The organism is Pseudolabrys sp. Root1462 (assembly GCF_001426945.1).
Lineage (GTDB): Bacteria > Pseudomonadota > Alphaproteobacteria > Rhizobiales > Xanthobacteraceae > Pseudolabrys.
The window spans coordinates 125808-148460 of sequence record NZ_LMFS01000004.1 but is presented as its reverse complement, the minus strand read 5'-3'; the positions used below and the strand labels follow the sequence as shown (position 1 = coordinate 148460).

General features: G+C 64.6%; 24 protein-coding genes and 1 pseudogene. 13 read left to right on the top strand and 12 right to left on the bottom strand.

Annotation, left to right across the window (positions count from 1 at the left end):
- The first annotated feature begins 193 nt into the window (after nucleotides 1–193).
- From ASD45_RS21610 to trpS, 4 genes are all read left to right on the top strand, one after another.
- Nucleotides 194–889 carry an SDR family oxidoreductase gene (locus ASD45_RS21610; RefSeq protein ID WP_056913777.1) on the top strand — a complete coding sequence of 232 codons (696 nt, stop codon included), beginning with the start codon at nucleotides 194–196 and terminating at the stop codon, nucleotides 887–889.
- A 234-nt stretch (nucleotides 890–1123) separates the two neighbouring features.
- A complete protein-coding gene (locus ASD45_RS21605; RefSeq protein ID WP_156381033.1) occupies nucleotides 1124–1360 on the top strand; it encodes a hypothetical protein in 237 nt (78 codons plus the stop codon).
- Nucleotides 1361–1372: 12 nt separating this feature from the next.
- A complete protein-coding gene (locus tag ASD45_RS21600) occupies nucleotides 1373–1543 on the top strand; it encodes a hypothetical protein (protein WP_156381032.1) in 171 nt (56 codons plus the stop codon).
- Nucleotides 1544–1777: 234 nt separating this feature from the next.
- Nucleotides 1778–2794 carry a tryptophan--tRNA ligase gene (gene trpS, locus ASD45_RS21595; RefSeq protein ID WP_056913774.1) on the top strand — a complete coding sequence of 339 codons (1017 nt, stop codon included), beginning with the start codon at nucleotides 1778–1780 and terminating at the stop codon, nucleotides 2792–2794.
- 53 nt (nucleotides 2795–2847) lie between these two features.
- Here the strand turns inward: trpS and ASD45_RS21590 are convergent, their stop codons facing one another.
- From ASD45_RS21590 to ASD45_RS21575, 4 genes are all read right to left on the bottom strand, one after another.
- Entirely contained in the window at nucleotides 2848–3681 is an 834-nt protein-coding gene (locus tag ASD45_RS21590; RefSeq protein ID WP_056913773.1) for an ABC transporter permease, read from the bottom strand.
- 10 nt (nucleotides 3682–3691) lie between these two features.
- Nucleotides 3692–4864 carry an ABC transporter permease gene (locus tag ASD45_RS21585; RefSeq protein ID WP_082541130.1) on the bottom strand — a complete coding sequence of 391 codons (1173 nt, stop codon included), beginning with the start codon at nucleotides 4862–4864 and terminating at the stop codon, nucleotides 3692–3694.
- Nucleotides 4865–5003: 139 nt separating this feature from the next.
- The gene (locus tag ASD45_RS21580; protein ID WP_056913771.1) at nucleotides 5004–6050 is read right to left on the bottom strand and encodes an ABC transporter substrate-binding protein; all 1047 of its coding nucleotides are present in this window, start codon (nucleotides 6048–6050) and stop codon (nucleotides 5004–5006) included.
- Between the two features lie 51 nt (nucleotides 6051–6101).
- Complete coding sequence (locus ASD45_RS21575; protein WP_056913770.1) at nucleotides 6102–7193, bottom strand: ABC transporter ATP-binding protein; 1092 nt, start codon at nucleotides 7191–7193, stop codon at nucleotides 6102–6104.
- 231 nt (nucleotides 7194–7424) lie between these two features.
- Here ASD45_RS21575 and ASD45_RS21570 point away from each other — a divergent pair, with 231 nt between their 5' ends.
- Nucleotides 7425–8318 (top strand): alpha/beta hydrolase, encoded by an 894-nt coding sequence (locus tag ASD45_RS21570; protein ID WP_056913769.1) that lies wholly within the window; start codon nucleotides 7425–7427, stop codon nucleotides 8316–8318.
- Here the strand turns inward: ASD45_RS21570 and ASD45_RS21565 are convergent.
- The gene (locus ASD45_RS21565; RefSeq protein WP_056913768.1) at nucleotides 8315–8980 is read right to left on the bottom strand and encodes an RraA family protein; all 666 of its coding nucleotides are present in this window, start codon (nucleotides 8978–8980) and stop codon (nucleotides 8315–8317) included. The genes ASD45_RS21570 and ASD45_RS21565 overlap by 4 nt on opposite strands.
- A gap of 221 nt (nucleotides 8981–9201) precedes the next feature.
- On the opposite strand from ASD45_RS21565, the gene ASD45_RS21560 reads away from it, so the two are divergent.
- Complete coding sequence (locus ASD45_RS21560; RefSeq protein ID WP_156381030.1) at nucleotides 9202–9513, top strand: hypothetical protein; 312 nt, start codon at nucleotides 9202–9204, stop codon at nucleotides 9511–9513.
- A 12-nt stretch (nucleotides 9514–9525) separates the two neighbouring features.
- Here ASD45_RS21560 and lepA read toward each other — a convergent pair whose 3' ends face one another.
- Both lepA and ASD45_RS21550 read right to left on the bottom strand, forming a co-directional pair.
- Nucleotides 9526–11337, bottom strand: coding sequence for a translation elongation factor 4 (gene lepA / locus ASD45_RS21555; protein WP_056913766.1), 1812 nt, complete (start codon nucleotides 11335–11337; stop codon nucleotides 9526–9528).
- Nucleotides 11338–11501: 164 nt separating this feature from the next.
- The gene (locus ASD45_RS21550; protein ID WP_348271251.1) at nucleotides 11502–12620 is read right to left on the bottom strand and encodes a glycosyltransferase family 2 protein; all 1119 of its coding nucleotides are present in this window, start codon (nucleotides 12618–12620) and stop codon (nucleotides 11502–11504) included.
- A 134-nt stretch (nucleotides 12621–12754) separates the two neighbouring features.
- Here ASD45_RS21550 and ASD45_RS21545 point away from each other — a divergent pair, with 134 nt between their 5' ends.
- The 4 genes from ASD45_RS21545 to ASD45_RS21530 are packed head-to-tail and all read left to right on the top strand — an operon-like array spanning nucleotide 12755 to nucleotide 16715.
- Nucleotides 12755–13345, top strand: coding sequence for a helix-turn-helix domain-containing protein (locus tag ASD45_RS21545; RefSeq protein ID WP_056913765.1), 591 nt, complete (start codon nucleotides 12755–12757; stop codon nucleotides 13343–13345).
- An 11-nt stretch (nucleotides 13346–13356) separates the two neighbouring features.
- A complete protein-coding gene (locus ASD45_RS21540) occupies nucleotides 13357–13881 on the top strand; it encodes a GNAT family N-acetyltransferase (protein ID WP_056913764.1) in 525 nt (174 codons plus the stop codon).
- A gap of 49 nt (nucleotides 13882–13930) precedes the next feature.
- Nucleotides 13931–15442 (top strand): glycosyltransferase family 39 protein, encoded by a 1512-nt coding sequence (locus ASD45_RS21535; RefSeq protein WP_056913763.1) that lies wholly within the window; start codon nucleotides 13931–13933, stop codon nucleotides 15440–15442.
- A gap of 40 nt (nucleotides 15443–15482) precedes the next feature.
- The gene (locus tag ASD45_RS21530) at nucleotides 15483–16715 is read left to right on the top strand and encodes a glycosyltransferase 87 family protein (protein ID WP_162249481.1); all 1233 of its coding nucleotides are present in this window, start codon (nucleotides 15483–15485) and stop codon (nucleotides 16713–16715) included.
- A gap of 99 nt (nucleotides 16716–16814) precedes the next feature.
- On the opposite strand, the gene ASD45_RS21525 is transcribed toward ASD45_RS21530, so the two are convergent.
- Entirely contained in the window at nucleotides 16815–17165 is a 351-nt protein-coding gene (locus tag ASD45_RS21525; RefSeq protein WP_056913761.1) for a MerR family transcriptional regulator, read from the bottom strand.
- Nucleotides 17166–17250: 85 nt separating this feature from the next.
- On the opposite strand from ASD45_RS21525, the pseudogene ASD45_RS24135 reads away from it, so the two are divergent.
- The 3 genes and pseudogenes from ASD45_RS24135 to ASD45_RS21515 all read left to right on the top strand — a co-directional run.
- Nucleotides 17251–17609, top strand: a pseudogene (locus ASD45_RS24135) (alcohol dehydrogenase catalytic domain-containing protein); the annotation flags it as partial.
- A 1-nt stretch (nucleotide 17610) separates the two neighbouring features.
- A partial coding sequence (locus tag ASD45_RS24130) for an NAD(P)-dependent alcohol dehydrogenase (protein WP_244485604.1) occupies nucleotides 17611–18221 on the top strand: 611 nt, incomplete at its 5' end.
- Nucleotides 18214–19017 (top strand): NAD(P)-dependent oxidoreductase, encoded by an 804-nt coding sequence (locus ASD45_RS21515; protein ID WP_056913760.1) that lies wholly within the window; start codon nucleotides 18214–18216, stop codon nucleotides 19015–19017. The genes ASD45_RS24130 and ASD45_RS21515, both read left to right, overlap by 8 nt.
- A gap of 129 nt (nucleotides 19018–19146) precedes the next feature.
- On the opposite strand, the gene ahcY is transcribed toward ASD45_RS21515, so the two are convergent.
- The 4 genes from ahcY to ASD45_RS21495 form a co-directional block, all read right to left on the bottom strand.
- Nucleotides 19147–20559: an adenosylhomocysteinase gene (gene ahcY, locus ASD45_RS21510; RefSeq protein ID WP_056913759.1), complete on the bottom strand. Its 1413-nt coding sequence runs from the start codon at nucleotides 20557–20559 to the stop codon at nucleotides 19147–19149.
- 127 nt (nucleotides 20560–20686) lie between these two features.
- Entirely contained in the window at nucleotides 20687–21745 is a 1059-nt protein-coding gene (locus ASD45_RS21505; protein WP_056913758.1) for a linear amide C-N hydrolase, read from the bottom strand.
- Nucleotides 21746–21869: 124 nt separating this feature from the next.
- The gene (locus ASD45_RS21500) at nucleotides 21870–22181 is read right to left on the bottom strand and encodes an HPr family phosphocarrier protein (protein ID WP_056913757.1); all 312 of its coding nucleotides are present in this window, start codon (nucleotides 22179–22181) and stop codon (nucleotides 21870–21872) included.
- A complete protein-coding gene (locus ASD45_RS21495) occupies nucleotides 22178–22579 on the bottom strand; it encodes a PTS sugar transporter subunit IIA (RefSeq protein ID WP_056913756.1) in 402 nt (133 codons plus the stop codon). The genes ASD45_RS21500 and ASD45_RS21495 overlap by 4 nt, the downstream gene beginning before the upstream one ends.
- Nucleotides 22580–22653: the final 74 nt, after the last annotated feature.

Genomic DNA, 22653 nt, shown 5'->3' with positions numbered 1-22653 from the left:
GGTGCGCATTGTCGGCGCACCGGCTTTCGCTTCACCACATCGCCGCTCGAGACGGTGAGGGTGGAGCGCAGCCCAAGCACCATGGCATGCGATAGGAATATTGTCAATAATCGAATTGACAGGAGCAAGACGTTGTTGCGTCCCACCCCGCGCTTACCCATGATCCGCCGCGAACCAAATCTGGAGTTGAGCAATGAAAGTGGCGATCGTAACGGCGGGCGGCAGCGGCATGGGTGCGGCGGCGGCGCGGAGACTGGCGTCCGACGGTTACAAGGTCGCGATCCTGTCGTCGTCGGGCAAGGGCGAAGCACTGGCCAAGGAACTCGGCGGCATCGGCGTCACCGGCTCGAACCAGTCGAACGACGATGTCAAACGGCTGGTCGACGACACCATGAAGGCCTTCGGCCGCATCGACGCCCTGGTCAACAGCGCCGGCCACGGGCCGCGCGACGAAATCCTGAAGATCACCGACGAGCAGTGGCACGCCGGCATGGACGTGTACCTGTTGAGCGCGATCCGGCCGGCGCGGTTGGTCGCGCCGATCATGGCGGCGCAGAAGAAGGGCGCCATCGTCAATATCTCGACGGCCTGGGCCTTCGAGCCGAACGCGATGTTTCCGACCTCGGGAGTATTCCGCGCCGGGCTCGCCGCCTTCACCAAGCTGTTCGCCGACAAATACGCCGCCGACAATGTGCGCATGAACAACGTGCTGCCCGGCTGGATCGATAGCCTGCCGGAGAAGGACGAGCGCCGCGAGATGGTGCCGATGGCGCGCTACGGCACCGCCGACGAGATTGCCGCCACCGTGGCGTTCCTGGTGTCCGACGGCGCCGGCTATATCACCGGGCAGAACCTGAAGGTCGATGGCGGTTTGATGCGGGGGATTTGACCTTCAACAGTCATTCCGGGACGCCGCAAAGCGGCGGGCCCGGAATCCTGACACCGAAGCGCCGGTAATACGGATTCCAGGATCACGCGCGCACGTGCCCCGGAGCGACAAGGAATCCGGCGCCGTCCCTTTTTATGCAGCCCTTATGCCCTGGGCCGCATTTCCGTATCGAAGCTTTGCGCCGGCCGCTCCATTTTCGTCTTGCTGCTCAAGCGAGCGACAAAGGAGGCGGCCATGGGCCCGCGATACGATTGGGTCGAGCGCGACGTCGGCAAAAGCGCCGACAAACCTGAACCGTTCTGGGTGCTGGTTGCCGCCGGCATTGCCGCGTTTCTCGGCGTGCTGCTGGCGATGAACGCCGGCAGCCCGGCGGATTGCCGAAGCATTGCGGATCAGACGGCGCGGCTCAAATGCTTCGACGCCGCCACGCAGACCCAGCCCGCCAAGGGCGCGCCGATCCCCAGCCATTGATGGATGACGACCATGACGCTGACGACGTGGGGCCAAATTCAGGACCAAGCGCACAGGATTACTGTTTCTGCCGGAACGGCGCGCAAGTTGCTCAGAGGTATGCTGGTTGCTGTCGGCATAGCGGCCGCCACGATCGCGATCGTGGCGCTTCGCGTCTATCTGTTTGTGCCATCGCTGCATTGACAGCGGCGCCCGCTTCGATCGGCCCGGCTTGCCCGCGAGCCGAAACTGTGGCATCTCCCCGCGCATGTTCGACGCCGTGATCCTTACCCCGATCTGTTGGTGGCGCTCCTTTTAAAGGAGCGGCGCGTCGAATTTCTTTTCATTCATCAGACGTGGCCGCCGGGTATCGGCAGGCGTCGTCTATGAGTTGACAACCTAACCGAGGCGCGGCGGCTCCCAACCGGAGAACCCGCCATGCATGCCCCTCTCGACCTAAAGCCCGTCATCCTCACCGGCGACCGCACCACCGGACCGCTGCACCTCGGCCACTATGTCGGTTCGCTCAGGAACCGGCTGGCGCTCCAGGACACCCACCGGCAATTCCTGCTGCTCGCCGACCTGCAGGCGCTGACCGACAACGCCCACGACCCGGACAAGGTGCGCCGCAACGTCATCGAAGTGGCGCTCGATTATCTCGCCGTCGGCATCGACCCGGCGAAAACCTCGATCTGCGTGCAGTCGGCGCTGCCGGCGCTCGCCGAACTGACGATGCTCTATCTCAACTTCGTTTCGGTGACGCGCCTCGAGCGCAATCCGACCATCAAGGACGAAATCCGCGCCCGCGGCTTCGGCCGCGATATTCCGGCGGGGTTCATGTGTTACCCGGTGGCGCAGGCCGCCGACATCACCGGCTTCAGGGCGACCGTGGTGCCGGTCGGCGAGGACCAGGCGCCGCTGATCGAACAGACCAACGAGATCGTCCGCCGCGTCAATCATCAGGCCGGCCGCGACGTGCTGCTCGAAGCCGAGGCCGTCATCCCCAGGGTCGGCCGGCTGCCCGGCATCGACGGCAAGGCCAAGATGAGCAAGTCGCAGGGCAACGCGTTGCTGCTGTCGGCCTCGCCGGACGAGATCAAGCGCGCCGTGCACCTGATGTACACCGATCCGAACCACCTGCGCGTCAGCGATCCCGGCTCGGTCGAGGGTAATGTCGTGTTCACCTATCTCGATGCCTTCGATCCGGACGAAGCTGAGGTGGCTGCCCTGAAGGCCCAGTACCGGCGCGGCGGCCTCGGCGACAAGGCCGTGAAGGCGCGGCTCGAAACCTTGCTGCAGGAGCTGCTGACGCCGATCCGCGAGCGGCGGGCGGCGCTGGCGCGCGATCCGGCCACCGTGCTCGATATCCTGCGCGACGGCACGGCAAAAGCGCGCGCCGTCACGCAGGGGACATTGGAGGAGGTGCGCGACGGGCTCGGGCTGTTCAAGCTTTAGCTTTGACGCGTTTTCTTCACGCGAACCGGTCTCCACTTCGCTCGAAAACGCGTTCAGGTGCTGCGGATGCCGCGCAGGCGCTCGTTGCGCCGGCGCAGCATTTCCAGCGAGGCCAGCATTACCACCGACACCAGGATCATGATGGTGGCGACCGCCGTGATCGTCGGCGAGATGTTCTCGCGCAGACCGGAGAACATTTCGCGCGGCAGCGTGCGTTGTTCGGGGCCCGCGACCATCAGCACGACGACGACCTCGTCGAAACTGGTGGCGAAGGCGAACAACGCGCCGGAGGCGACACCGGGCGCGATCAGCGGCAGGATGACCTTGAAGAACGTCTCCACCGGCGCGGCGCCGAGGCTGGCGGAAGCGCGGGCGAGGTTCTCGTCGAAGCCCTTCAACGTCGCCGCCACGGTGATGACGACGAAGGGCGTCCCGAGCGCGGTGTGGGCAAGGATCAGGCCGGTATAACTCGCAGTCAGGCCGAGCGGCGCGAAGAAGAAATAGAAGCCGACGGCGACGATGACGACGGGCACGATCATTGGCGACAGCAGGATCGCCATGACGAGACCCTTGCCGCGGAAATCGGCGCGCGTCAGGCCGAGCGCGGCGAGCGTGCCGAGCGCGGTGGCGAGCACCGCGCTCGAGATGCCGATGACGAAGCTGTTGCGCAGCGCGCGCATCCATTGCTCGCTGGCGATGAAGGCGTTGTACCAGCGCAGCGACAGGCCATCGAGCGGGTAGGTGAGGAAGGTGCCGGAGTTGAACGACAGCGGCACGATGGCGAATATCGGCGCCATCAGAAAGAACAGGACGAGGCCGCTGGTGACATAGAGCACCGCGCGCCAGATCCGCTCTTCCCGCGTCAGATGCTGATGGCCGGCCGGCATTTCGTTTCCCTCAGCCGAGCTTGACGTTGCTGATGCCGACCAGACGGTCGTACACCCAGTAGAGCAGCAGCGTGGCGACGAGCAATACGGTGCCGAGCGCCGAGGCCATGCCCCAGTTCACCGAGTCGGACGTATAGAAGGCGATGAAGTAGCTGATCATCTGATCGGCGGCGCCGCCGACCAAGGCCGGCGTGATGTAGTAGCCGAGCGCCAGAATGAAGACTAGCAGGGCGCCGGCGCCGACGCCGGGCAGCGTCATCGGCAGATAGACCCGAATGAAGGCCTCGGTCGGCGAGGCGCCGAGCGATTTTGCCGCCAGCATGTAGGACGGCTTGATGCCCTTCATCACCGAATAGAGCGGCAGGATGAGGAACGGCAGCAGGATATGCGTCATCGCGATATAGACGCCGATGCGGTTGTAGATCAGACGCACCGGATGATCGATGACGCCGAGCCAGATCAGGGCGTGGTTGATGATGCCCTGCTCCTGCAGGAGCACGATCCAGGCCGCGGTGCGCACCAGCAGCGAGGTCCAGAACGGCAGCAGCACCAGGATCATCAGCAGATTGGCGCGCCGCGGCGGCTGCGTCGCCAGCAGATAGGCGACCGGAAAACCGAGCACGACGCAAAGCAGCGTGACGGTGATGCTGACCTTGAAGGTGCGCGTCAACACCTCGACATAGATCGCCTGGCCGGACGGGGTCGAGACGATGTGGCCGTCGGCGGTCTTCTGGCGGTCCACCGCGGCAAGCAGGAAGAAGCTGGTGAGCGGGCCGCTCGCCTGATCGATGGCCGCCCAGGTTTTCAGGTCGCCCCAGTGCGGGTCAATCTCGATCAGAGTGCCGCGCCAATCTGGCGACGTCTCGGGCAAACGGCGCGCGGTGCCGAACACCAGCGTGCGGCCATCGTCGATGGCGTAATTCAAACGCCGCGCCGCGAGCGGCAGCGTGCGGGCGCGATAGCTGTCGCGAATATCGGTGGCGAGCGCCTCGAACACCGGCGGCGGCGGCGCCTTGCTACGGTCGGTCCAGGTGCCGATCGATTGCGCGACATGCGGCCAGACCGCGGCGAGATCGCGATCGACCACGGCCAGGCGCAGCATGTCGAGGATCGGCACGACGAAGGTGACGATCAGGAACAGCAGCAGCGGCAGCACCAGCGCGAAGGCGCGCAGCTTGCGCATGCGCTCGGCGCGGCGCAGTTGCGCCTTCAGCGAGCCGCTGGCGAGCGGCACAGCAAGGCCGGGACTGGTCAGCGGCGCCTCCGGACGAAAAAGGCGACGCCGCCCCGCGCCAGGCGGGACGGCGCCGGATCGCGTGCGGCTACTTGGTCGCCGCCCACTTGTTGAACTGCTCGGTGAGGCGGTCGATGTTTTCCATCCAGAACGCGGTGTCGATCTGCACGGCGTGGGCGAAGTTTTCGTCCGCAGTCGGCAGGTCGGCGAGTCGCGCCTTCGGGATCATGGCGTTGGCGCCCTTGGCGGTGACGCCGTAGGCGATCGCTTCCGGCAGCTTGGCCTGGTTCTTGGCCTGGCCGAGGAAGTTGATCAGCTTGTAGGCGTTGTCGATATTGGGCGAGCCCTTCAGGATCACCCAGGAGTCGATCGTGTACAGCGCGCCGTTCCACGAGATGCCGAAGTTGCGCTTGTCGTCGTGGTTGGCGGCGTCGATACGGCCGTTATAGACCGAGGTCAGCACCACTTCGCCGGAAGCGAGCAACTGCGGCGGCTGCGCACCGGCCTTCCAGAAGATCAGGTCGCCGCGGATGGTGTCGAGCTTCTTGAAAGCGCGATCGACGCCTTCCTTGGTCTTCAGCACCTTGTAGACGTCGGCCGGCGCGACGCCGTCGGCCATCAGCGCGATCTCGAGCGTCGTCTTCGGCCCGGCGCGCAGCGCGCGCTTGCCCGGATACTTCTTGGTGTCGAAGAAATCGGCCCACGACTTCGGCGGATCCTTGATCTTGTCCTTGTCGTAGCCGAGCACGAAATCATAGAGGATGGCGCCGACGCCGCACTCATGCACGGCCGGGGCAATGTAATTGTCCTTGCCGCCGATCTTCGAATAATCGAGCGGCACGAACAGGCCTTCCTCGCAGCCGGCCGCGAGTTCGTCAGACTCCACCTGCACCACGTCCCAGGTCGAAGCGCCGCCCTGTACCTTGGCGCGCAGCACGCCGATGCCGCCGTCCCAGGATTCGTCGATCAGGGGGATCTTGGCTTCCTGCTTGAAGGGCTCGAAATACACTTTCTTCTGCGCCGTCTGATAGGCGCCGCCCCACGACACGATGGTCAGGTCGCGCGCGTTCGCGGCAGCGCCTGCGCCCACCGTGATCGCCGCCGCGACAATCGTCGCCAACGTCCTCGAATACATCGTACTCTCCCTCATGCTCGGCCTGCCGCGGATGCGGCCTGCCTTGTTGAATCAATGCGGCGCGTCGAGCGCCAGGCAGTCGCGCGCGGCGAAGCCGATCGACAGCGTGTCGCCGGGCTTCGGCACCACGCGGTTGGCGCGGTAGCGCATCTTCACCGTGAAATCGTCGTTGCCGAGAACGTCGAGGCGCACGCGCATGTGGTCGCCGTGATAGATCGTTTCCTTCACGGTCGCGCGCAGCCGGTTGGCGATCTCGCCCTGCGGTTCGATATCGATCTTCTCCGGCCGCAGCGACAGGCTGACGCGGCGCCCCGCGTCGTTGGCGCAGCCGGAGCGGGCCTCGATCAGCGTGCCGTCATCGAGGCGGACGCGGCAGGAGCCGGCATCGACGCCTTCCAGCGTGCCGCCGAGCATGTTGTTCTCGCCGATGAAGTTGGCGACGAAGGAGTTCTGCGGCTGCTCATACAAACCCTGCGGCGTGTCGAGCTGCTGGACCACGCCTTCGTGAAACACGGCGATGCGGTCAGACATGGTCAGCGCCTCGCCCTGGTCGTGGGTGACATAGACGACGGTAAGGCCGAGATTGTCGTGGATGTGCTTGATCTCGATCTGCATGTGTTCGCGCAACTGCTTGTCGAGCGCGCCGAGCGGCTCGTCCATCAGCACCAGCTTGGGCTCGAACACCAAAGCGCGGGCCAGCGCGACGCGCTGCTGCTGACCGCCGGACAGTTGCCCCGGCCGGCGGCTGCCGAGCGCGCCGAGCTTGACGACATCGAGCGCGCGGGCGACGCGCGTTTTCTGTTCGGCCTTGCCGATGCGCCGTACCGCGAGCGGAAAGGCGACGTTCTCCTCGACCGTCATGTGCGGGAAAAGAGCGTAGTTCTGGAAGACGACGCCGATGTCGCGCTTGTGCGGCGGGGTATCGCGCAGCGATTGGCCGGCGAGCGTGATCTCGCCATGGGTCGGCACCTCGAAGCCAGCCAGCATCATCAGCGACGTGGTCTTGCCCGAACCGGACGGGCCCAGCATGGTCAAGAACTCGCCGCGACGAATGTCGAGGTTCAGGTCCTTCACCACGAGCAATTCGCCGTCGTAGGTTTTCTGCACCCTGCGGAACGATACCAGGGGCTCGGGTACGGACATGCTTACGCGGCTCCTCCTCCCAAGCGCCTCGCGCGCGCACTCGTTACATCCGGCGGCCGGGTCGCATCGGGATCGGGCGAAGCATTGCCCAGTTTAGAACGGCGCACAACTGCGAAATTTTTGGCAGCGGTGCGGGAAAAAGCAGCACGGGCAAGGGGATAAAGGGGAGCGGGATACTCCGGGGCCTCTGCGCGTTGATCGTTGCGCGCAGGCGGCGAGGGAGCCCCGGGGATGTTCGATAATTTCGAAACGGTCGATCTCGATATCGAGGACACGACGATCCATGTGCGCCGCGGCGGTGCCGGGCCGGCGGTGCTGCTGCTGCACGGCTTTCCGCAAACGCACCTGATGTGGCGCGATATCGCGCCAGCTCTGGCGCAGCGTTTCACCGTGGTCTGCGCCGACTTGACCGGCTACGGCCGAAGCGGCTGTCCGCCGGCTGGGCCCGATCACGGACGCTATGCCAAGCGGGCCATGGCGGCCGACATGGCGTCGGTGATGACGTTACTGGGTTTTCGGCGGTTCTCGGTTGCCGGTCACGATCGAGGCGGCCGCGTCGCCTATCGTCTGGCGCTCGACCTGCCCGAACGTATCCGCCGCGCCGCCGTGCTCGACGTCGTGCCCGTCGCCGATGCCTGGGATCGCGCGGACCGGCGGTTCGCCGTCGGTTACTGGCCGTGGTCGTTGCTGGCGCAGGCCGCGCCGTTTCCCGAGCAACTCGTTCTCGGCCGCCCCGACGCGATCGTCGACCAGGCACTGAGCGGCTGGGGCTCCGCGCCCGGAACGTTCAGTGACGACGTGCGCGGCGAATATATCGACGTGCTGCGCGATCCGGATCATGTGCACGCCATCTGCGAAGAGTATCGCGCGGCCGCGACCCTCGACTACGATCATGATGTCGCCGACCGGCAGGCGCAGCGGCGGATTGCGTGCCCCGTTCTGGTGCATTGGAGCAAGGCCGGTCCGCTGAACAACTGGTACGGCGACGCCGGCGGGCCGTTGGGTTTGTGGCGGGCGTGGGCCGCCGAGGTCAGCGGCGGCCCGGTCGAGGGCGGTCACTTTTTTCCCGAAGAGTTTCCGCAGGACACCGCGGAGGCCCTGATCGCGTTCTTCGGCGCGCCTTAAAGGATCCCGTACTTCGCGTAAACGTCCGCCAGCAGCCGGCCCTTGAGCAGTTCGTCGCGCGAGCGGGTCTCGCCCTCGACCTTCTTGAAGGCCGCCTCGAACACCTTGTCCTCGATCTCCCGCGGGACGACGACGACGCCGTCGACGTCACCGAACACGATGTCGCCCGACCGCACTTTCACGCCGCCGCATTCCATCGGCCGGTCGATCTCCTGCATCTTGCCTCGACCGCGCGAGTCGAGCGGGCCGATGCCGCCGCAGAACACCGGAAACTTCAAATTGCGAATGAAGCGCACGTCGCGGCACAGGCCGTCGGTGATGCAGCCGACGCCGCCGCGCATGCGTGTGGCCGTGGTCAGCAGTTCGCCCCACGGCGCGATGTTGAGGTTGCCGGCGCAGCCGAGCACGGGAATTTCACCGCGCTTGATGTCGTCGATCAGTTGGATCTCGAGTTCGTAGGGGTTCTCGCCTTCGGGGCCGGCATCGCACACCGCCATATAGGCGCCGGTGCGGACGCGGCCGACGAGCACCTGCGTGTCGTCGAGCGGCCGGATGGTCGGGCCCATGGCCTGCGATGTGTGGCCGAAGCTGTCGAGCACGTCAGACAGGACGGGGGTGTAGAGCTTGTCTTTCGCCCGCGCGAGATCGTCGATGCCCAGCATGCGCCCCTCCAAAGCCGTATGATTTTTGCGGAGTGTGGCTGACGGGCCGGAACGGCGTCAATCGTGCGGTGCGGCGGGCTTCTCTCCGCCTTCTTCCGAGGAGCGGCCGACGGACGCGTCTCGAAGGATTAGGCCGGGAGAGGCTAGGCCGGGCAGAGTCACTGCCTGCGAGCTATTGTGCTTAGCCCCAATTGGCTGTCGCGGATTTTCGAGGCCGTCGCATGACAATCAAGCCCTATCCAAAATACCTCGCAAGGCAGAACAGGGCCATGGTCCATGATTTGTTGATGCGAGAATGGGATCCGATCGGGGTCCGCGACGTACCGCAGGCGCAGGACGAGTACGATGCCTATGTCAGCAAGGCCTATGTCATGGTGATGCATGACGGCGCATCAATCGAACAGGTCGCCGACTATCTCTACACAATTGAGACTGAATATATGGGTCTTGGCAAATCGGCCGAGGCGAAAGACCGGGCGCGGAAGGTCGCTGTCTCGCTGATCGCTATGAAGCCCCGATTTGCGGGTCAGTAGGCTTCCGTTTCCCTACACATCCACCTTCAGCGCGGCGATGAACGCCTCCTGCGGGATGTCCACCTTGCCGTACTGGCGCATCTTCTTCTTGCCCTTCTTCTGCTTGTCCAGAAGCTTGCGCTTGCGGGTGGCGTCGCCGCCGTAGCACTTGGCGGTGACGTCCTTGCGCAGCGCGCGCACGGTTTCGCGGGCGATGATCTTGCCGCCGATGGCGGCCTGGATCGGCACCTGGAACATGTGCGGCGGGATCAGTTCCTTCAGCTTCTCGACCATGCCACGGCCGCGCGATTCGGCGCGCGTCCGGTGCACCAGCATCGACAGCGCATCGACCGGTTCGTCATTGACGAGGATCGACATCTTGACGAGGTCGGACACCTTGTAATCGGTGAGATGATAGTCGAACGAGGCATAGCCCTTCGACACCGATTTCAGGCGATCGTAGAAATCGAACACCACCTCGTTGAGCGGCAGGTCGTATTTGACCATGGCGCGCGAGCCGACATAGGTCAGCTCCTTCTGCGTGCCGCGGCGGTCCTGGCACAGCTTGAGCACGGCGCCGAGATATTCGTCCGGCGTCAGGATCGTCGCTTCGATCCACGGCTCCTCGATCTCGAGGATCTGCATCACGTCCGGCATGTCGACCGGATTGTGCAGCTCGATCTGGCTGCCGTCGCGCAGGTTCATCTTGTAGATGACCGATGGCGCCGTGGCGATCAGATCGAGATTGAATTCGCGCTCCAGCCGCTCCTGAATGATTTCGAGATGCAGCAGGCCAAGGAAGCCGCAGCGGAAGCCGAAGCCGAGCGCGGCCGAGGTTTCCATTTCGAAGGTGAAGCTGGCGTCGTTGAGGCGCAGCTTGCCCATCGCCGCGCGCAGCGCTTCGAAGTCGGCAGCATCAACCGGGAACAGGCCGCAGAACACGACCGGGATCGCCGGCTGGAAGCCGGGCAGGGGATCGTCGTTCGGATTGCGCTCGTCGGTGATGGTATCGCCGACGCGCGTGTCGGCGACTTCCTTGATCGAGGCGGTGAGCATGCCGATCTCGCCGGGGCCGAGTTCGTCGACCGGCGTCAGCTTCGGCAGGAATACGCCGACACGATCGACTTCATAATGCGCCTCGATGCCGATCATGCGGATGCGCTGGCCCTTCTTCAGCGCGCCATCGACGACGCGCACCAGAACGACGACCCCGAGGTAGGCGTCGTACCAGCTATCGACCAGCAGCGCCTTGAGCGGCGCGTCGCGATCGCCCTTCGGCGGCGGCAGCTTGGTGACGATAGCTTCCAGCACCTGATCGATGTTGAGGCCGGTCTTGGCGGAAATGCCGATGGCGTCGGAGGCGTCGAGGCCGATGACGTCCTCGATCTGCTTCTTGATCTTTTCCGGCTCGGCGGCCGGCAGGTCGATCTTGTTGAGCACCGGCACGATCTCGTGGCCGGCGTCGAGCGCGTGATAGACATTGGCGAGCGTCTGCGCTTCGACGCCCTGCGAGGCGTCGACCACCAGCAGCGAACCCTCGCAGGCGGCCAGCGACCGGTTGACCTCATAGGCGAAGTCGACGTGGCCGGGCGTGTCCATCAGGTTGAGGATGTAATCCTTGCCGTCCTTGGCGCGGTATTTCAGGCGCACGGTCTGCGCCTTGATGGTGATGCCGCGCTCTTTCTCGATGTCCATCGAGTCGAGGACCTGCTCGCGGCCCGCCATCTCGCGCGCGTCGAGGCCGCCGGTGAGCTGGATCAGCCGGTCGGCCAGCGTCGATTTGCCATGGTCGATATGGGCGACGATGGAGAAATTGCGGATATTCTGGATCGGGGCGGACGTCATGGCCGCGAGATAACACCCGAATCCCGGGGCTACAAGGCGATCTCATAGCCACCCGCCGTCATTCCGGGGCGACCCGCAGGGTCGAACCCGGAATCCAGCAACAAGTGCCGAATTTGAGGGTGGATTGCGGGTCCGGGCTTTCAGCGCATCCCGGAATGACGAGCTCAGGGCGTCTTCCACACGACTGCGGCGGAAACGGCGTAATTCCACACCGCGCCCATGACGGCGCCGCCAAGGCCGGCGATCCACCAGCTCGGGCCGCCGGCGTAGATCAGGCTGGCGACGCCGACATTGGAAATGGCGCCGACCGAGCAGACCAGTTCGAACACGAGCAGGCCGCGGACGAAGGCCCAACCGGCGAGGCGCTGGTCGCGGTAGGTATAGGCGTTGTTGAAAACGTAGTTCCAGGCGATCGCGACTATGGTGGCAATGGTCTGCTGCACGCCGAAGCTTTCGACGCCGAGCGCGTGAACCATGTAGAGCGCGGCCATGTGCACGCCGACGCCGGTGGCGCCGACCAGACAGAACAGCACGAAGCGGTAGGAGATGGCGTCGTTCGACAGCTTGGCCAGCAGGAGCTGGCCGAAATCGAGCGCGACGCGGGCATCCAGCTTGCTCTCACCATGAAGCCGCGCGCCGAACACGAACGGGAGTTCGGCGACGCGCAAGGTGTCGCGGCCGGTGGCGGCGATATCGAGCAGAATCTTGAAGCCTTGTGTCGACAGCTTCGGCGCCAGTTCGTCGATCACCTCGCGGCGGAGCATGAAGAAGCCGCTCATCGGATCGGTCAGTTCGACCTTCAGCAGCTTGCGCGCCAGGACGGTGGACCACTGGCTCGCCTTCGCCCGGCTGGCGCTGAAACCGGAATCCGTGACGCCGTCGATATAGCGCGAGGCGACGACGAGATCGGTCTCGCATTGGCGCAGTTTTGCGACCATGGCCGCGAGCAGCGTCTCGTCATGCTGGCCGTCGGCATCCATCACCGCGACGTACGGCGCGCTCGAGGCCAGCATGCCCTCGATGCAGGCGCCGGCGAGGCCGCGGCGGCCGACGCGGCGAATGCAGCGGACGCGGCGGTCGCGCGAGCCGATGTCGCGGGTGAGGGCGCTGGTGCCGTCCGGCGAATTGTCGTCAACGACGATGACTTCCCAGTCGATGCCGTCGAGCGCGCGCGACAGGCGCTCGACCATCATCGGGATGTTGGCGCGCTCATTGAAGGCCGGCAGGATGACGGACAGTTCGGGCGCCGGCTCGGTCATGGGGGCGAGCGCAGGCGCCGCCACGCGTGGCGTCTCGACGGCCGTCCTCTGCAAAATCTGCTGCGCCATGGCCGGGAGTGTGGCGGCCCGACGTTAACGGCGGGTTCGCGGCGGCAAGGCGTCTTGGTTCCAATATATAAGACAGCTATTCTTATATCATGGAACAAGAAAGTGCCGACCTCGACAGCCTGGATCGCGCCATCGGCGAGCGGATCAAGGCGTTGCGCGCCGCCCGCGGCCTGACGCTGGAGGCACTGGCGGAAAGGGCCGGCGTGAGCCGCGCCATGCTGTCGCGCATCGAGCGCGGTGAATCGAATCCGACCGCGCAACTGCTCGGCCGCGTCTGCGCCGGGCTCGATGTCACGCTGTCGGCGCTGTTCGCCGAGACCGAACAGCCGCCCTCGCCGCTGTCGCGCCGCGCCGACCAGGTGGTGTGGCGCGATCCCGCCAGCGGCTACGTGCGGCGCGCGGTGACGCCGCCGAAGTGCGACGCGGCGGCCGACATTGTCGACGTCGAGTTTCCCGCCGGCGCCTCGGTGACCATGGAATCCTCGCGCACGCCGCCGATGGATCAGCAGATCGTGTTGCTCGCCGGCCGCATGGAATTGACGGTCGGCGACACGACCTACCGGCTCGAAGCCGGCGACTGCCTGCATATGCACCTTGGCCAGCCAATCGTCTTTCGCAATCCGGGAGTCAAGCCGGCGCATTATCTCGTCGTGGTCGCGCCTGGCGCGCCGCGTTTCTGAAAGGACAGTTTATGGCCGGCACCGTCGTCATCCGTGAGCTCGCTGCCGCCGAGGCCGAGCGGCGTCTCGGTGAACTCGGCGCCATCCTGCGCGACGCGGTGGACAGCGGCGCTTCGGTGAATTTCCTGGAGGGCTTCACGCAAAGCGAGGCGGAGGAATTCTGGCGAGGCCAGATCTCCGGTCTCGCCGATGGCGGGCGGCATCTGCTGGTCGCGGAAGACGGCGATCGGTTGATCGGCACCGTCGTGCTGACCAAGGCGCCGCAACCGAACCAGCCGCACCGCGCCGATGTCGGCAAGATGCTGGTGCTGGCGTCGCATCGCCGGAAAGGCGTCGGGCGCCGCCTGCTCGATGCCGTCGAGGCGCTGGCGCGGGAGGAGGGGCGAACGCTGCTGATGCTCGATACGACCTTGGGCAGCTCCGGCGATCTGCTGTATCGCAGTTGCGGCTGGGTCCAATACGGCATCGTGCCGGGCCACGCGCTCTCGACCCTCGGCGTGCCGACGGCCACGGCGTTTTTCTATAAGGAAGTGTGAGACAAAGGTAAGGTGACCTGCGCCGCGCGCCGTGGCATAGGCTCCCGCCATGTGGTCGAACATCAAAAAAGACGCCCGGCGCATTGCCGCGTCATTCGCCGATCCGGCCAACGCCAATGTGACGGTGCTGTTCGCGCTCGCCGTCTATGTCGGCGTGTGGACCGCCTACGGCACGATTACCAAGCAGACGCAGGGCCTCAATCCTGACATGACCGAGTTGATCGCGTGGTCGCGCGATCTCGATTTCGGTTATTCCAAGCATCCGCCGCTCGCGGCCTGGCTGGTGCGCGGCTGGTTCGAAATCTTTCCGGTGTCGGACTGGGCCTATTACCTGCTGGCGATGCTGATGCCGGCGCTGGCGCTGTGGATCATCTGGCGGCTGATGGCCGACTATCTGCCGCTGTCGAAGCGCGTCGCCGGTCTCGCCTTGCTGACCTTGGTGCCGTTCTTCAGTTTTCATGCGCTGAAGTTCAACGTCAACACCGTGCTGATGCCGCTATGGGCGGCGGCGACCTATTACTTCCTGAAATCATACGTCACGCGCAGCCCGCGCCTGGCCGCGCTCGCCGGCATCGCCGCGGCGGCCTGCATGCTTGGCAAATACTGGTCGATCTTTCTGATCGCCGGCCTCGTCGTCGCCGCGCTCGCCGACCGTCGCCGCACGTTGTATTTCCGCTCCGTCGCGCCGTGGATCACCGTGCTGTTCGGCGCCGTCTGCCTTGCGCCGCACATCGTCTGGCTGTTCCAGCACGATTTCATCACCTTCAAGTATGCCGAAGCCGCGCACGAGGCCAAACCCTTTGCCGCGACCGCCGTCGCCGCGCTCGGCTATCTCGGCGGCTCGATCGGCTATGTCGCGCTACCGGTGCTCATCGTGCTCGTCGCTTCGCGTGCGCATCTTGCAACCATGCGCGACATGGTCTGGCCGCAGAATGACGACAGGCGCCTCGTGGCACTGGCGTTCTGGGCGCCGCTGTTGCTGCCGATGGTGGGGGCCGTCGCCGCCCATACCGAAATCACCTCGCTGTGGTCGATGTCGGCCTGGACCTTGTTGCCCGTGATGCTGCTGTCGCCCCCGGCCGTGACCTGGCGGCCGGTCGATACCAAGCGCATCGCCGCTTTTGCCATCGCGCTGCCGCTGGTGCTGCTTGCGGCCTCGCCCTTCATCGCCGAGCGGACCCGGCCGAAGGGCCCGCCGCCGGCGGCGCAGGCGCCGCTGCTGGCGCGCGAGGTGGAGCGGCTTTGGCGGCAGGTCATGCCGCTGCCGCTGCGTTATGTCGGCGGCGACGGCGATATCGTTTTGCCGGTGGCTGCCTATGCCCAGGACAAGCCGCGCATACTCGTTCCGGGACTGGTGACGATGCCTGACCCGGTTACCTTGCGGCACGGCGGCATGGTGCAACTGTGCTTCACCGAGGATCAGGCCTGCCTCGCCAGAGCCAAGACCGCGATCGGCGATGCGCCGAGCCAGACGTCACAGACGACGATCTTCCGCACACCTGGCAGTCCCGGCGCCGAGCCGCGCCACTATACGATCATGGTCGTACCGCCGCGGTCGTGATATGCGCTTGCCTCAACGCGAGGCTACAGAGGGCATGGCCGTGGACTCCCAACAAGAGAACGGAAGCTTCTTCAGCTATCAGAACCTGCTGCGCCTCGAGGATCGCGTCAGCGAGATCTTTCTGCGCTATCCTTGGATCGGCTGGGGCGTCTGGATCGTCTTCTGCATCAATTCGCTGGTGCGCACCGATCCGAAGCGCTTCGGCTCGACCTTCCAGGCCTATCTCGATGCCGCGCACGCTTTCTGGAGCGGGCAGACGATCTACGACATGTCGACCCTCGGCGAATATCTGTACTGGCCGGTGTCGCTGCTCGTGCTCGGACCGCTGCCGATGCTGCAGCCGGTGGTCGCAGCGGCGATCGCCATGGCGATCTCGGCAGCGCTGTTGTCCGTCGCCGCGTACTTCTTCATGAAGCTGTTGCTGCCGGAACAGAGCGGCCGCGATGTCCTCAACCTCGCCGGCGTGCTGCTGATGATCAACATCCCGGTCGCCTGGTTCAATCTGAAATACGTCCAGGCGCAGGTCGGAATGACCGCCTTCATGATGCTGGCGGCGGTGGCGATTGCGCGGCGGCGCTGGGCGCTCGGCGCGCTTTGGCTGTTCCTCAGCATCATCACCAAACCGCTGTCGCTGGTGATGCTGCTGCTGTGCGGCGCGACGCAACCGAAAATGCGGCTGTGGCTGGCTCTGGCGCTGGTCGCGGCATTGACCTTGCCGTTCGCGTTTGCGCATCCGGCCTATGTCGCCGAGCAGTACCGCATCTGGATCGTCAAGCTGCAGCAACTGACCTCGGTCGAGCCGGGGCAGTGGCTCTATCAGGCCGACTTCGCGACGATGCTCGACTCGTTCGGGCTGGCGCTGCCGCACACCGTACAGACCGCGATCCGGCTCGCCGCCGCACTCGGCTTCCTGGCGCTGGTCTGGCGCATCGCGCGCTATGGCAACATCGTCGTCTTTGCCGTCGCCGTGATGCTGTACGCGGCGTGCTACATCAACCTGTTCGGGCCGCGTAACGAGTTCCTGTCCTACATGGTGTTCACCCCGGCGCTGACCGGCGTGGCGTTGATGCTGCTGCGGCGTAACGCCCGCGACCACCGCGCCTGGCTGCTCATCATCGCGGTCCTGCTGATCGATTTCCACGGCGCGCTGGCGGTCGACCGTGTGCTCAAGCCGGTGCTCGCCTTCATCGTGCTCGGCTGGATGATCTATATGACCATCGACATGCGGCGCTGGGTGGAACTGCTCGGGGCGACGGCGGCGCAGAGCAAATAGAGAGGTCGTCGCCCCGTGGCGCTCACGGCGACGACGGCGGACTTCGGACAACAGCAGGACGCGAACGGCCGGCTCAAGAAACCTGGTTGCTGGAGACGGCTATTGGTTCACGCTTGATAGAAACCCGGCCAGCATTTTCCTGCTTTGGCTGAGCGAGTCGATACGTTCATCGATGAGGCCGACCTGCTGTGCGAGGATTCTTCGCAGTTCGTTGCACGGCTTGAAGTCGAGGTGGTCGTTCCTCACGCAAGGCAGCAACCGCTGGATCGTTTGAAGCGTCAATCCGGCGGCGCCAAGCATCCTGATCCGCCGGACGGTTTCCTCTTCCGCCACACCATAGTCACGGTAACCAGCCTTGGTCCGTTGCGGCGCGAGCAATCCTTCGCTTTCGTAGTAACGCAGCATTCGGACGCTGACTCCCGACCTACGGGAGAGTTCGCCGATCTTCATGTGAAGGCCTCTTGACTCTGACAGCGCTGTCAGAGCCTACACGCTGCGCTCACTCAAGTGAATACGACACTTGCGAGGAGCAACGATGAAGGCTTTCCATTTGATCGGCCGCGATGGTGCAGGGAGCCTCGTGCAAGCCGATATCGAGAAACCGGAACCTGCCAGCGGCGATATCCGCATTCGGGTCGAGGCAGCGAGTCTGAACTATCGCGACCTGCTGATCCTCGACGCGGCAGGCAACGGGGCGATCAATGGCCGTGTGCCGCTCTGCGATGGCGCAGGCGTCATCGATGCCATTGGCTCCGGCGTCGTCCAATGGAAGGTTGGCGACCGCGTTGCCGCGTCATATTTCCGCGATTGGGTCTCGGGGCCGTTCAAGAGCAGCTATATCGCATCGGCCCTCGGCAGCCGGGTGCTCGACGGAATGCTGGCCGAGTATGTCGTNCCCTACCTTGCGCCGCCGTTACGGCCTGGCACGGCCTCATTGCACGCGGCGGGATGGGGAAGGACGCCACCTTGCTGGTTCAGGGCACGGGTGGCGTCGCGCTGTTCGGCCTTCAGTTTGCCGCCGCGCTGGGCGCGCGTGCGATTGTCATTTCCTCCTCGGATGAAAAACTGGCCCGCGCCAAGGCGCTCGGCGCCACGACTCTCATCAACTACCGCGACACGCCTGACTGGGATGTCGCCGTCATGAAGGCCACGGATGGCGAAGGCGCTAGCCACATCCTCGAGCTTGGCGGTCCGGGGACCTATGACCGGTCAATCCGTTCGGTCACATCGGGTGGCAAGATTGTTCAAATCGGTGTTTTGACCGGATTCGGCCCGAAGCCCGACCTTGCGCGCGTTCAGTGGGAAAATGCCGACATCATCGGCGTCACCGTCGGATCCGGCGAACATTTCGCCGCGATGAATCGCTTCCTCACGGAGCACGCGATACATCCGGTCGTTGATCGGGTGTACGGCTTCGACGAAACCCCCGAAGCGTACACTTATCTTCGTAGCGGCTCGCATTTCGGCAAGATCGCCGTGAAATTGAGCGGAGAAGTTCATGCATGAAGCAATCGGTTTCCTGGGCCTCGGCAATCTCGGCCGGCCCATCGTTACCAATTTGATGGCGGCGGGCCATCAGCTCACGATTTATAACCGCGACGCCGGCAAAGTTGCCCCGTTCGTAGAGCGTGGCGCCGTGTGCGCGAACCAGCCGTTGGACGTTGTCTCACCTGGCGGCGTTGTTCTGAGCCTGCTTTGGGATGATGCATCGGTCGAAACCATCGTTCGCAGCGAGGGCTTTCTCGCTCGCCTCGGGACAGGCGGGGTGCACGTGTCGATGACCACGCTCTCGCCGGACTGCTCGCGGCGACTGATGGCACTTCATGCCGAGCACGGCTCGGCCATGGTGGAAGCGCCGATTTTCGGCCGACCGGAAGCGGCTGTTGATAAGAAACTATGGATCGTTACCGCGGGAGCGGAGGCTGCCAAGCAGCGGGTGCGTCCGGTTCTGCGGGCAGCCGGAGCGCAAGGGGTCTTCGATTTCGGCGAACAGGCGGGGGCGGCCTTAGCCGTCAAACTGATCGGAAACATGCTCATCATCTCGGCGATGGCGTCATTGAAAGAGGGGCTTGCACTTTCGCAGAAGATGGGTGTCCCCCCGCAGAGCGTCGTCGATATGCTCACGACGACACTCTTTCCGTCGCCGATTTATCAATCGTATGGCCGCCTCATCGCGCAAGGCGTCTCAGGCGCTGTTGACAACAGGATTCCGGCAAAGGACGTGGGGCTTTTCAAATCGGCCGCCGAGGCCCTGGGCGTCTCTGCGACGGTCTCCGGGACGCTTCTTTCGCTCTATCAATAGCGAGAGATCGCCCTGGTGTCGCGCAATGAGCCCCGGAAGGCTGCCGTTGATTCATAAGCGCGCTATGCGCTCATAAAGAAATGGCCGGGCGAATTGCCCGGCCATTGAAAAGTTCGCCGTACAGAACGCCTAGTAGCGATAGTGATCGCTCTTGAACGGACCTTGCTGCGGGACGCCGATGTAGTCGGCCTGGTCCTTGCGCAGCTCGGTGAGCTTGACGCCGATCTTGGCGAGATGCAGGCGCGCGACCTTCTCGTCGAGCGACTTCGGCAGCACGTAGACTTCCTTCTTGTACTTGCCGTCCTTGTTGTTGGCGAAGAGTTCGATCTGCGCCAGGGTCTGGTTGGTGAACGACGCCGACATCACGAAGCTCGGGTGGCCCATGGCGTTGCCGAGGTTCACCAGGCGGCCTTCCGACAGCATGATGATACGGTGGCCGTCGGGGAAGGTGATCTCGTCGACCTGCGGCTTGATGTTCGTCCACTTCAGGTTCTTCAGCGAGGCGATCTGGATCTCGTTGTCGAAGTGGCCGATGTTGCAGACGATGGCGCGATCCTTCATCGCGCGCATGTGCTCGATGGTGATGATGTCCTTGTTACCGGTGGCGGTGACGAAGATGTCGGCCTGCGGCGCGGCGTCTTCCATCGTCACGACCTGATAGCCTTCCATCGCCGCCTGCAGCGCGCAGATCGGATCGATTTCCGAGACCATGACGCGGCAGCCGGCCTGGCGGAGCGATGCGGCCGAGCCCTTGCCGACGTCGCCGAAGCCGGCGACCATCGCGACCTTGCCGGACATCATGACGTCGGTGCCGCGGCGGATGCCGTCGACCAGCGATTCACGGCAGCCATAGAGGTTGTCGAACTTCGACTTGGTGACCGAGTCGTTGACGTTGATGGCGGGCCACAGCAGCGTGCCGGCCTTCTGCATGTCGTAGAGACGGTGCACGCCGGTAGTGGTCTCTTCCGAGACGCCCTTGATCGAGTCGGCGATCGCCTGGAAGTAGCCCTTCGGTTTTTCCTTGAGCTGCTTCTTGAGCAGCGCGAAAAACACTTCCTCTTCTTCCGAACCCGGCTTGTCGAGGAACGCGGTGTCGCCCTTCTCGGCCTTGAGGCCGAGGTGGACGTACATCGTGGCGTCGCCGCCGTCGTCGAGGATCATGTTTGGGTAGCCGCCGCCGTGCCATTCAAACAGCTTGGCGGTGTAGTCCCAGTAGTCCTTGAGGCTCTCGCCCTTGATCGCGAACACCGGCACGCCGGCAGCGGCGATGGCGGCGGCGGCGTGGTCCTGCGTCGAATAGATATTGCACGACACCCAGCGCACGTCGGCGCCGAGCGCAACCAGCGTCTCGATCAGCACGCCGGTCTGGATGGTCATGTGCAGCGAGCCGGCGATACGCGCGCCCTTCAGCGGCTGCTTGGGGCCGTATTCCTCGCGGGTCGCCATCAGGCCGGGCATTTCGGTCTCGGCCAGCGAGAGCTCCTTGCGGCCGAAATCGGCGAGGCCGATGTCCTTGACGATGTATTCCTTGGCGATGGCCATGCGCGATCCTTCCCGGGCAATCCGATGGGGGTTGATAGGTTGGCCGTGCCTATAACAGCCTCCGCCCAAGGCCGCAATGCATATATAAAGATTTCTTTATGTAGTCTGGCGGGCCGGGAAAACGGCTTCAGGGGCCTGCCGTCTTGAAAACAAAGGCCTCGGCCGGCCGGAATTGGCCGGTAACGTCGCCCACAAGGTCGCCGCTGTTGACCAGGTCGAGCTTGCGCACCGGCTGGCCGGCCGAGAAGTCCAGCCCGTCCAGCCCCACCCAGACGATGTTCGGGCTGAGGGTGGATTCGTAGAAATACAGCCGGTTGGTGGAATCGGCGACCGTGCGCCAGATGGTGTGCGAGGCCTCCGGCCGATTTGGATCCGGCTGCACGAAGGGCTGCGCCACGTTGCGCATCACCGAGAGCACGCGGGCGACCGTCTGCCGCAGGTCGGCGGGCTTGGTCTGGTTCTGGATGTAATAGGCGGCGCGGACGAAGCGGTCGCTGGCTTCGCTGGTGCCCGGCAGCGGCTGGCCGCCGCCGAACACATGATATTTTTCCAGGTTGGCGAGCTGCTCGGCGAACGGCGGCGAGTTCGTCATCACCAGATAACGCCGGTCGTGATGGATGCGGACCTGGCCGCCGTCGACGATCTCGATGATTGCGGAATCGCCGCTCGCGTCCGACAGCGACAGATGCACGGTCGCCTTGGCGTGGCCGGGCATGGCGGCGGTGACGAGCTGGTAGCCGCCCCTGGCGATGTCGGCGACGGCTTCGTCGACGGTGGCGAAGTTGTCGAGGTTGTATTGCGCCCACAGCGACAGCGCGAGCCCGGGCTTACTCCCATCGCGCTTGCCGTAATCGGATTCCGACAGCCACAGCAGGTTGGCGACGAGGCCCTTTTCATTGATGCCGTCGCCGGTCGCCATGTTGTAAACGGCGGCGGCGACGCTACCGTATTTCGACGTCCAAGCCAGTTCGTTATTGTCGCCGCTGCCGCCCTTGCGGCTGATGCCGCGCGGAAAGGCCCACAGATCGGTCTTCATATCCTCGGGCCAGTCCATATTGCGCCCTGTGACGACGGCCTGGCCGTTGTCGGCCCACAGTACGCGCGAACAGGCATGCGCCAGCGACGGAGCCGTCGCAACGATCGCCAGAGCGGCCGCTCCGCCCATCAGGCCCCGATGCCATCGCATGCTCGCACTCCGGAATGTATTGGGTGCGAGCATCCTGAAGTCGCGCGCCGGCGGTGGCCTTGACCTCGGTCAAAGCGCCGAATTGCAGCGGTCAGATGAACGGTATCGAAAGAGGCGTGGCGCCTTACTCTTCTTCGCCGAACCGGTCGGCGACCAGCGCCACCAGATCCTCGACCGCCTTGGCGGCTTCCTTGCCGGTCGCCTTGATGGTGATCATCGAGCCAGGCCCAGCGGCGAGCATCATCAGTCCCATGATCGAGGTCGCGCCGACGGTCTCGCCGCGGCAGGTGACGATGATGGCGGCGTCGAATTTTTCGGCATGTTGCACGAATTTGGCCGAGGCCCGGGCGTGCAGGCCCTTCTTGTTGACGATCTCTACGTCGCGGCTGACGCCGGCGCCGTGCGGGTCGGGAGCGTCGCTACGCGGCAGCGTCATTTGCCGTTGAGTACGCGGCTGGCGATCGTACAGTACTTGCGCCCGGCTTCCTGCGCGGCGGCCACGGCGTCTTCCAGCGGACAGGTCTCGCGTACCTTGGCGAGCTTGATCAGCATCGGCAGATTGATACCGGCGAGCACCTCGACCTTGGGCTGGCTCATCACCGAGATGGCGAGATTGGAGGGCGTGCCGCCGAACATGTCGGTCAGAATGGCGACGCCTTCGCCGGAATCGACGCGTTTGACCGCATCGAGAATATCCATGCGGCACTGTTCTGCGTCGTCGTCGGGGCCAATGGTGACAGCCTCGATCTGGGTTTGCGGACCCACGACGTGCTCAAGAGCTGAGCGAAACTCGGTGGCGAGTCGCCCGTGGGTCACTAATACGAGGCCGATCATTCCGAACTCCTCGCGGGCGCCTTGTTCATCTTTTTGCGCCGCACGAATGGGGGCGCATTGAGGCGCATCCGAAG

Bases quoted from the DNA above. Each gene is read 5' to 3' on its own strand.
- ASD45_RS21610 (WP_056913777.1), top strand. From the start codon at position 194: ATGAAAGTGGCGATCGTAACGGCGGGCGGCAGCGGCATGGGTGCGGCG.
- ASD45_RS21605 (WP_156381033.1), top strand. From the start codon at position 1,124: ATGGGCCCGCGATACGATTGGGTCGAGCGCGACGTCGGCAAAAGCGCC.
- ASD45_RS21600 (WP_156381032.1), top strand. From the start codon at position 1,373: ATGACGCTGACGACGTGGGGCCAAATTCAGGACCAAGCGCACAGGATT.
- trpS (WP_056913774.1), top strand. From the start codon at position 1,778: ATGCATGCCCCTCTCGACCTAAAGCCCGTCATCCTCACCGGCGACCGC.
- ASD45_RS21590 (WP_056913773.1), bottom strand. From the start codon at position 3,681: ATGCCGGCCGGCCATCAGCATCTGACGCGGGAAGAGCGGATCTGGCGC.
- ASD45_RS21585 (WP_082541130.1), bottom strand. From the start codon at position 4,864: ATGCGCAAGCTGCGCGCCTTCGCGCTGGTGCTGCCGCTGCTGCTGTTC.
- ASD45_RS21580 (WP_056913771.1), bottom strand. From the start codon at position 6,050: ATGTATTCGAGGACGTTGGCGACGATTGTCGCGGCGGCGATCACGGTG.
- ASD45_RS21575 (WP_056913770.1), bottom strand. From the start codon at position 7,193: ATGTCCGTACCCGAGCCCCTGGTATCGTTCCGCAGGGTGCAGAAAACC.
- ASD45_RS21570 (WP_056913769.1), top strand. From the start codon at position 7,425: ATGTTCGATAATTTCGAAACGGTCGATCTCGATATCGAGGACACGACG.
- ASD45_RS21565 (WP_056913768.1), bottom strand. From the start codon at position 8,980: ATGCTGGGCATCGACGATCTCGCGCGGGCGAAAGACAAGCTCTACACC.
- ASD45_RS21560 (WP_156381030.1), top strand. From the start codon at position 9,202: ATGACAATCAAGCCCTATCCAAAATACCTCGCAAGGCAGAACAGGGCC.
- lepA (WP_056913766.1), bottom strand. From the start codon at position 11,337: ATGACGTCCGCCCCGATCCAGAATATCCGCAATTTCTCCATCGTCGCC.
- ASD45_RS21545 (WP_056913765.1), top strand. From the start codon at position 12,755: ATGGAACAAGAAAGTGCCGACCTCGACAGCCTGGATCGCGCCATCGGC.
- ASD45_RS21540 (WP_056913764.1), top strand. From the start codon at position 13,357: ATGGCCGGCACCGTCGTCATCCGTGAGCTCGCTGCCGCCGAGGCCGAG.
- ASD45_RS21535 (WP_056913763.1), top strand. From the start codon at position 13,931: ATGTGGTCGAACATCAAAAAAGACGCCCGGCGCATTGCCGCGTCATTC.
- ASD45_RS21525 (WP_056913761.1), bottom strand. From the start codon at position 17,165: ATGAAGATCGGCGAACTCTCCCGTAGGTCGGGAGTCAGCGTCCGAATG.
- ASD45_RS21515 (WP_056913760.1), top strand. From the start codon at position 18,214: ATGCATGAAGCAATCGGTTTCCTGGGCCTCGGCAATCTCGGCCGGCCC.
- ahcY (WP_056913759.1), bottom strand. From the start codon at position 20,559: ATGGCCATCGCCAAGGAATACATCGTCAAGGACATCGGCCTCGCCGAT.
- ASD45_RS21505 (WP_056913758.1), bottom strand. From the start codon at position 21,745: ATGCGATGGCATCGGGGCCTGATGGGCGGAGCGGCCGCTCTGGCGATC.
- ASD45_RS21500 (WP_056913757.1), bottom strand. From the start codon at position 22,181: ATGACGCTGCCGCGTAGCGACGCTCCCGACCCGCACGGCGCCGGCGTC.
- ASD45_RS21495 (WP_056913756.1), bottom strand. From the start codon at position 22,579: ATGATCGGCCTCGTATTAGTGACCCACGGGCGACTCGCCACCGAGTTT.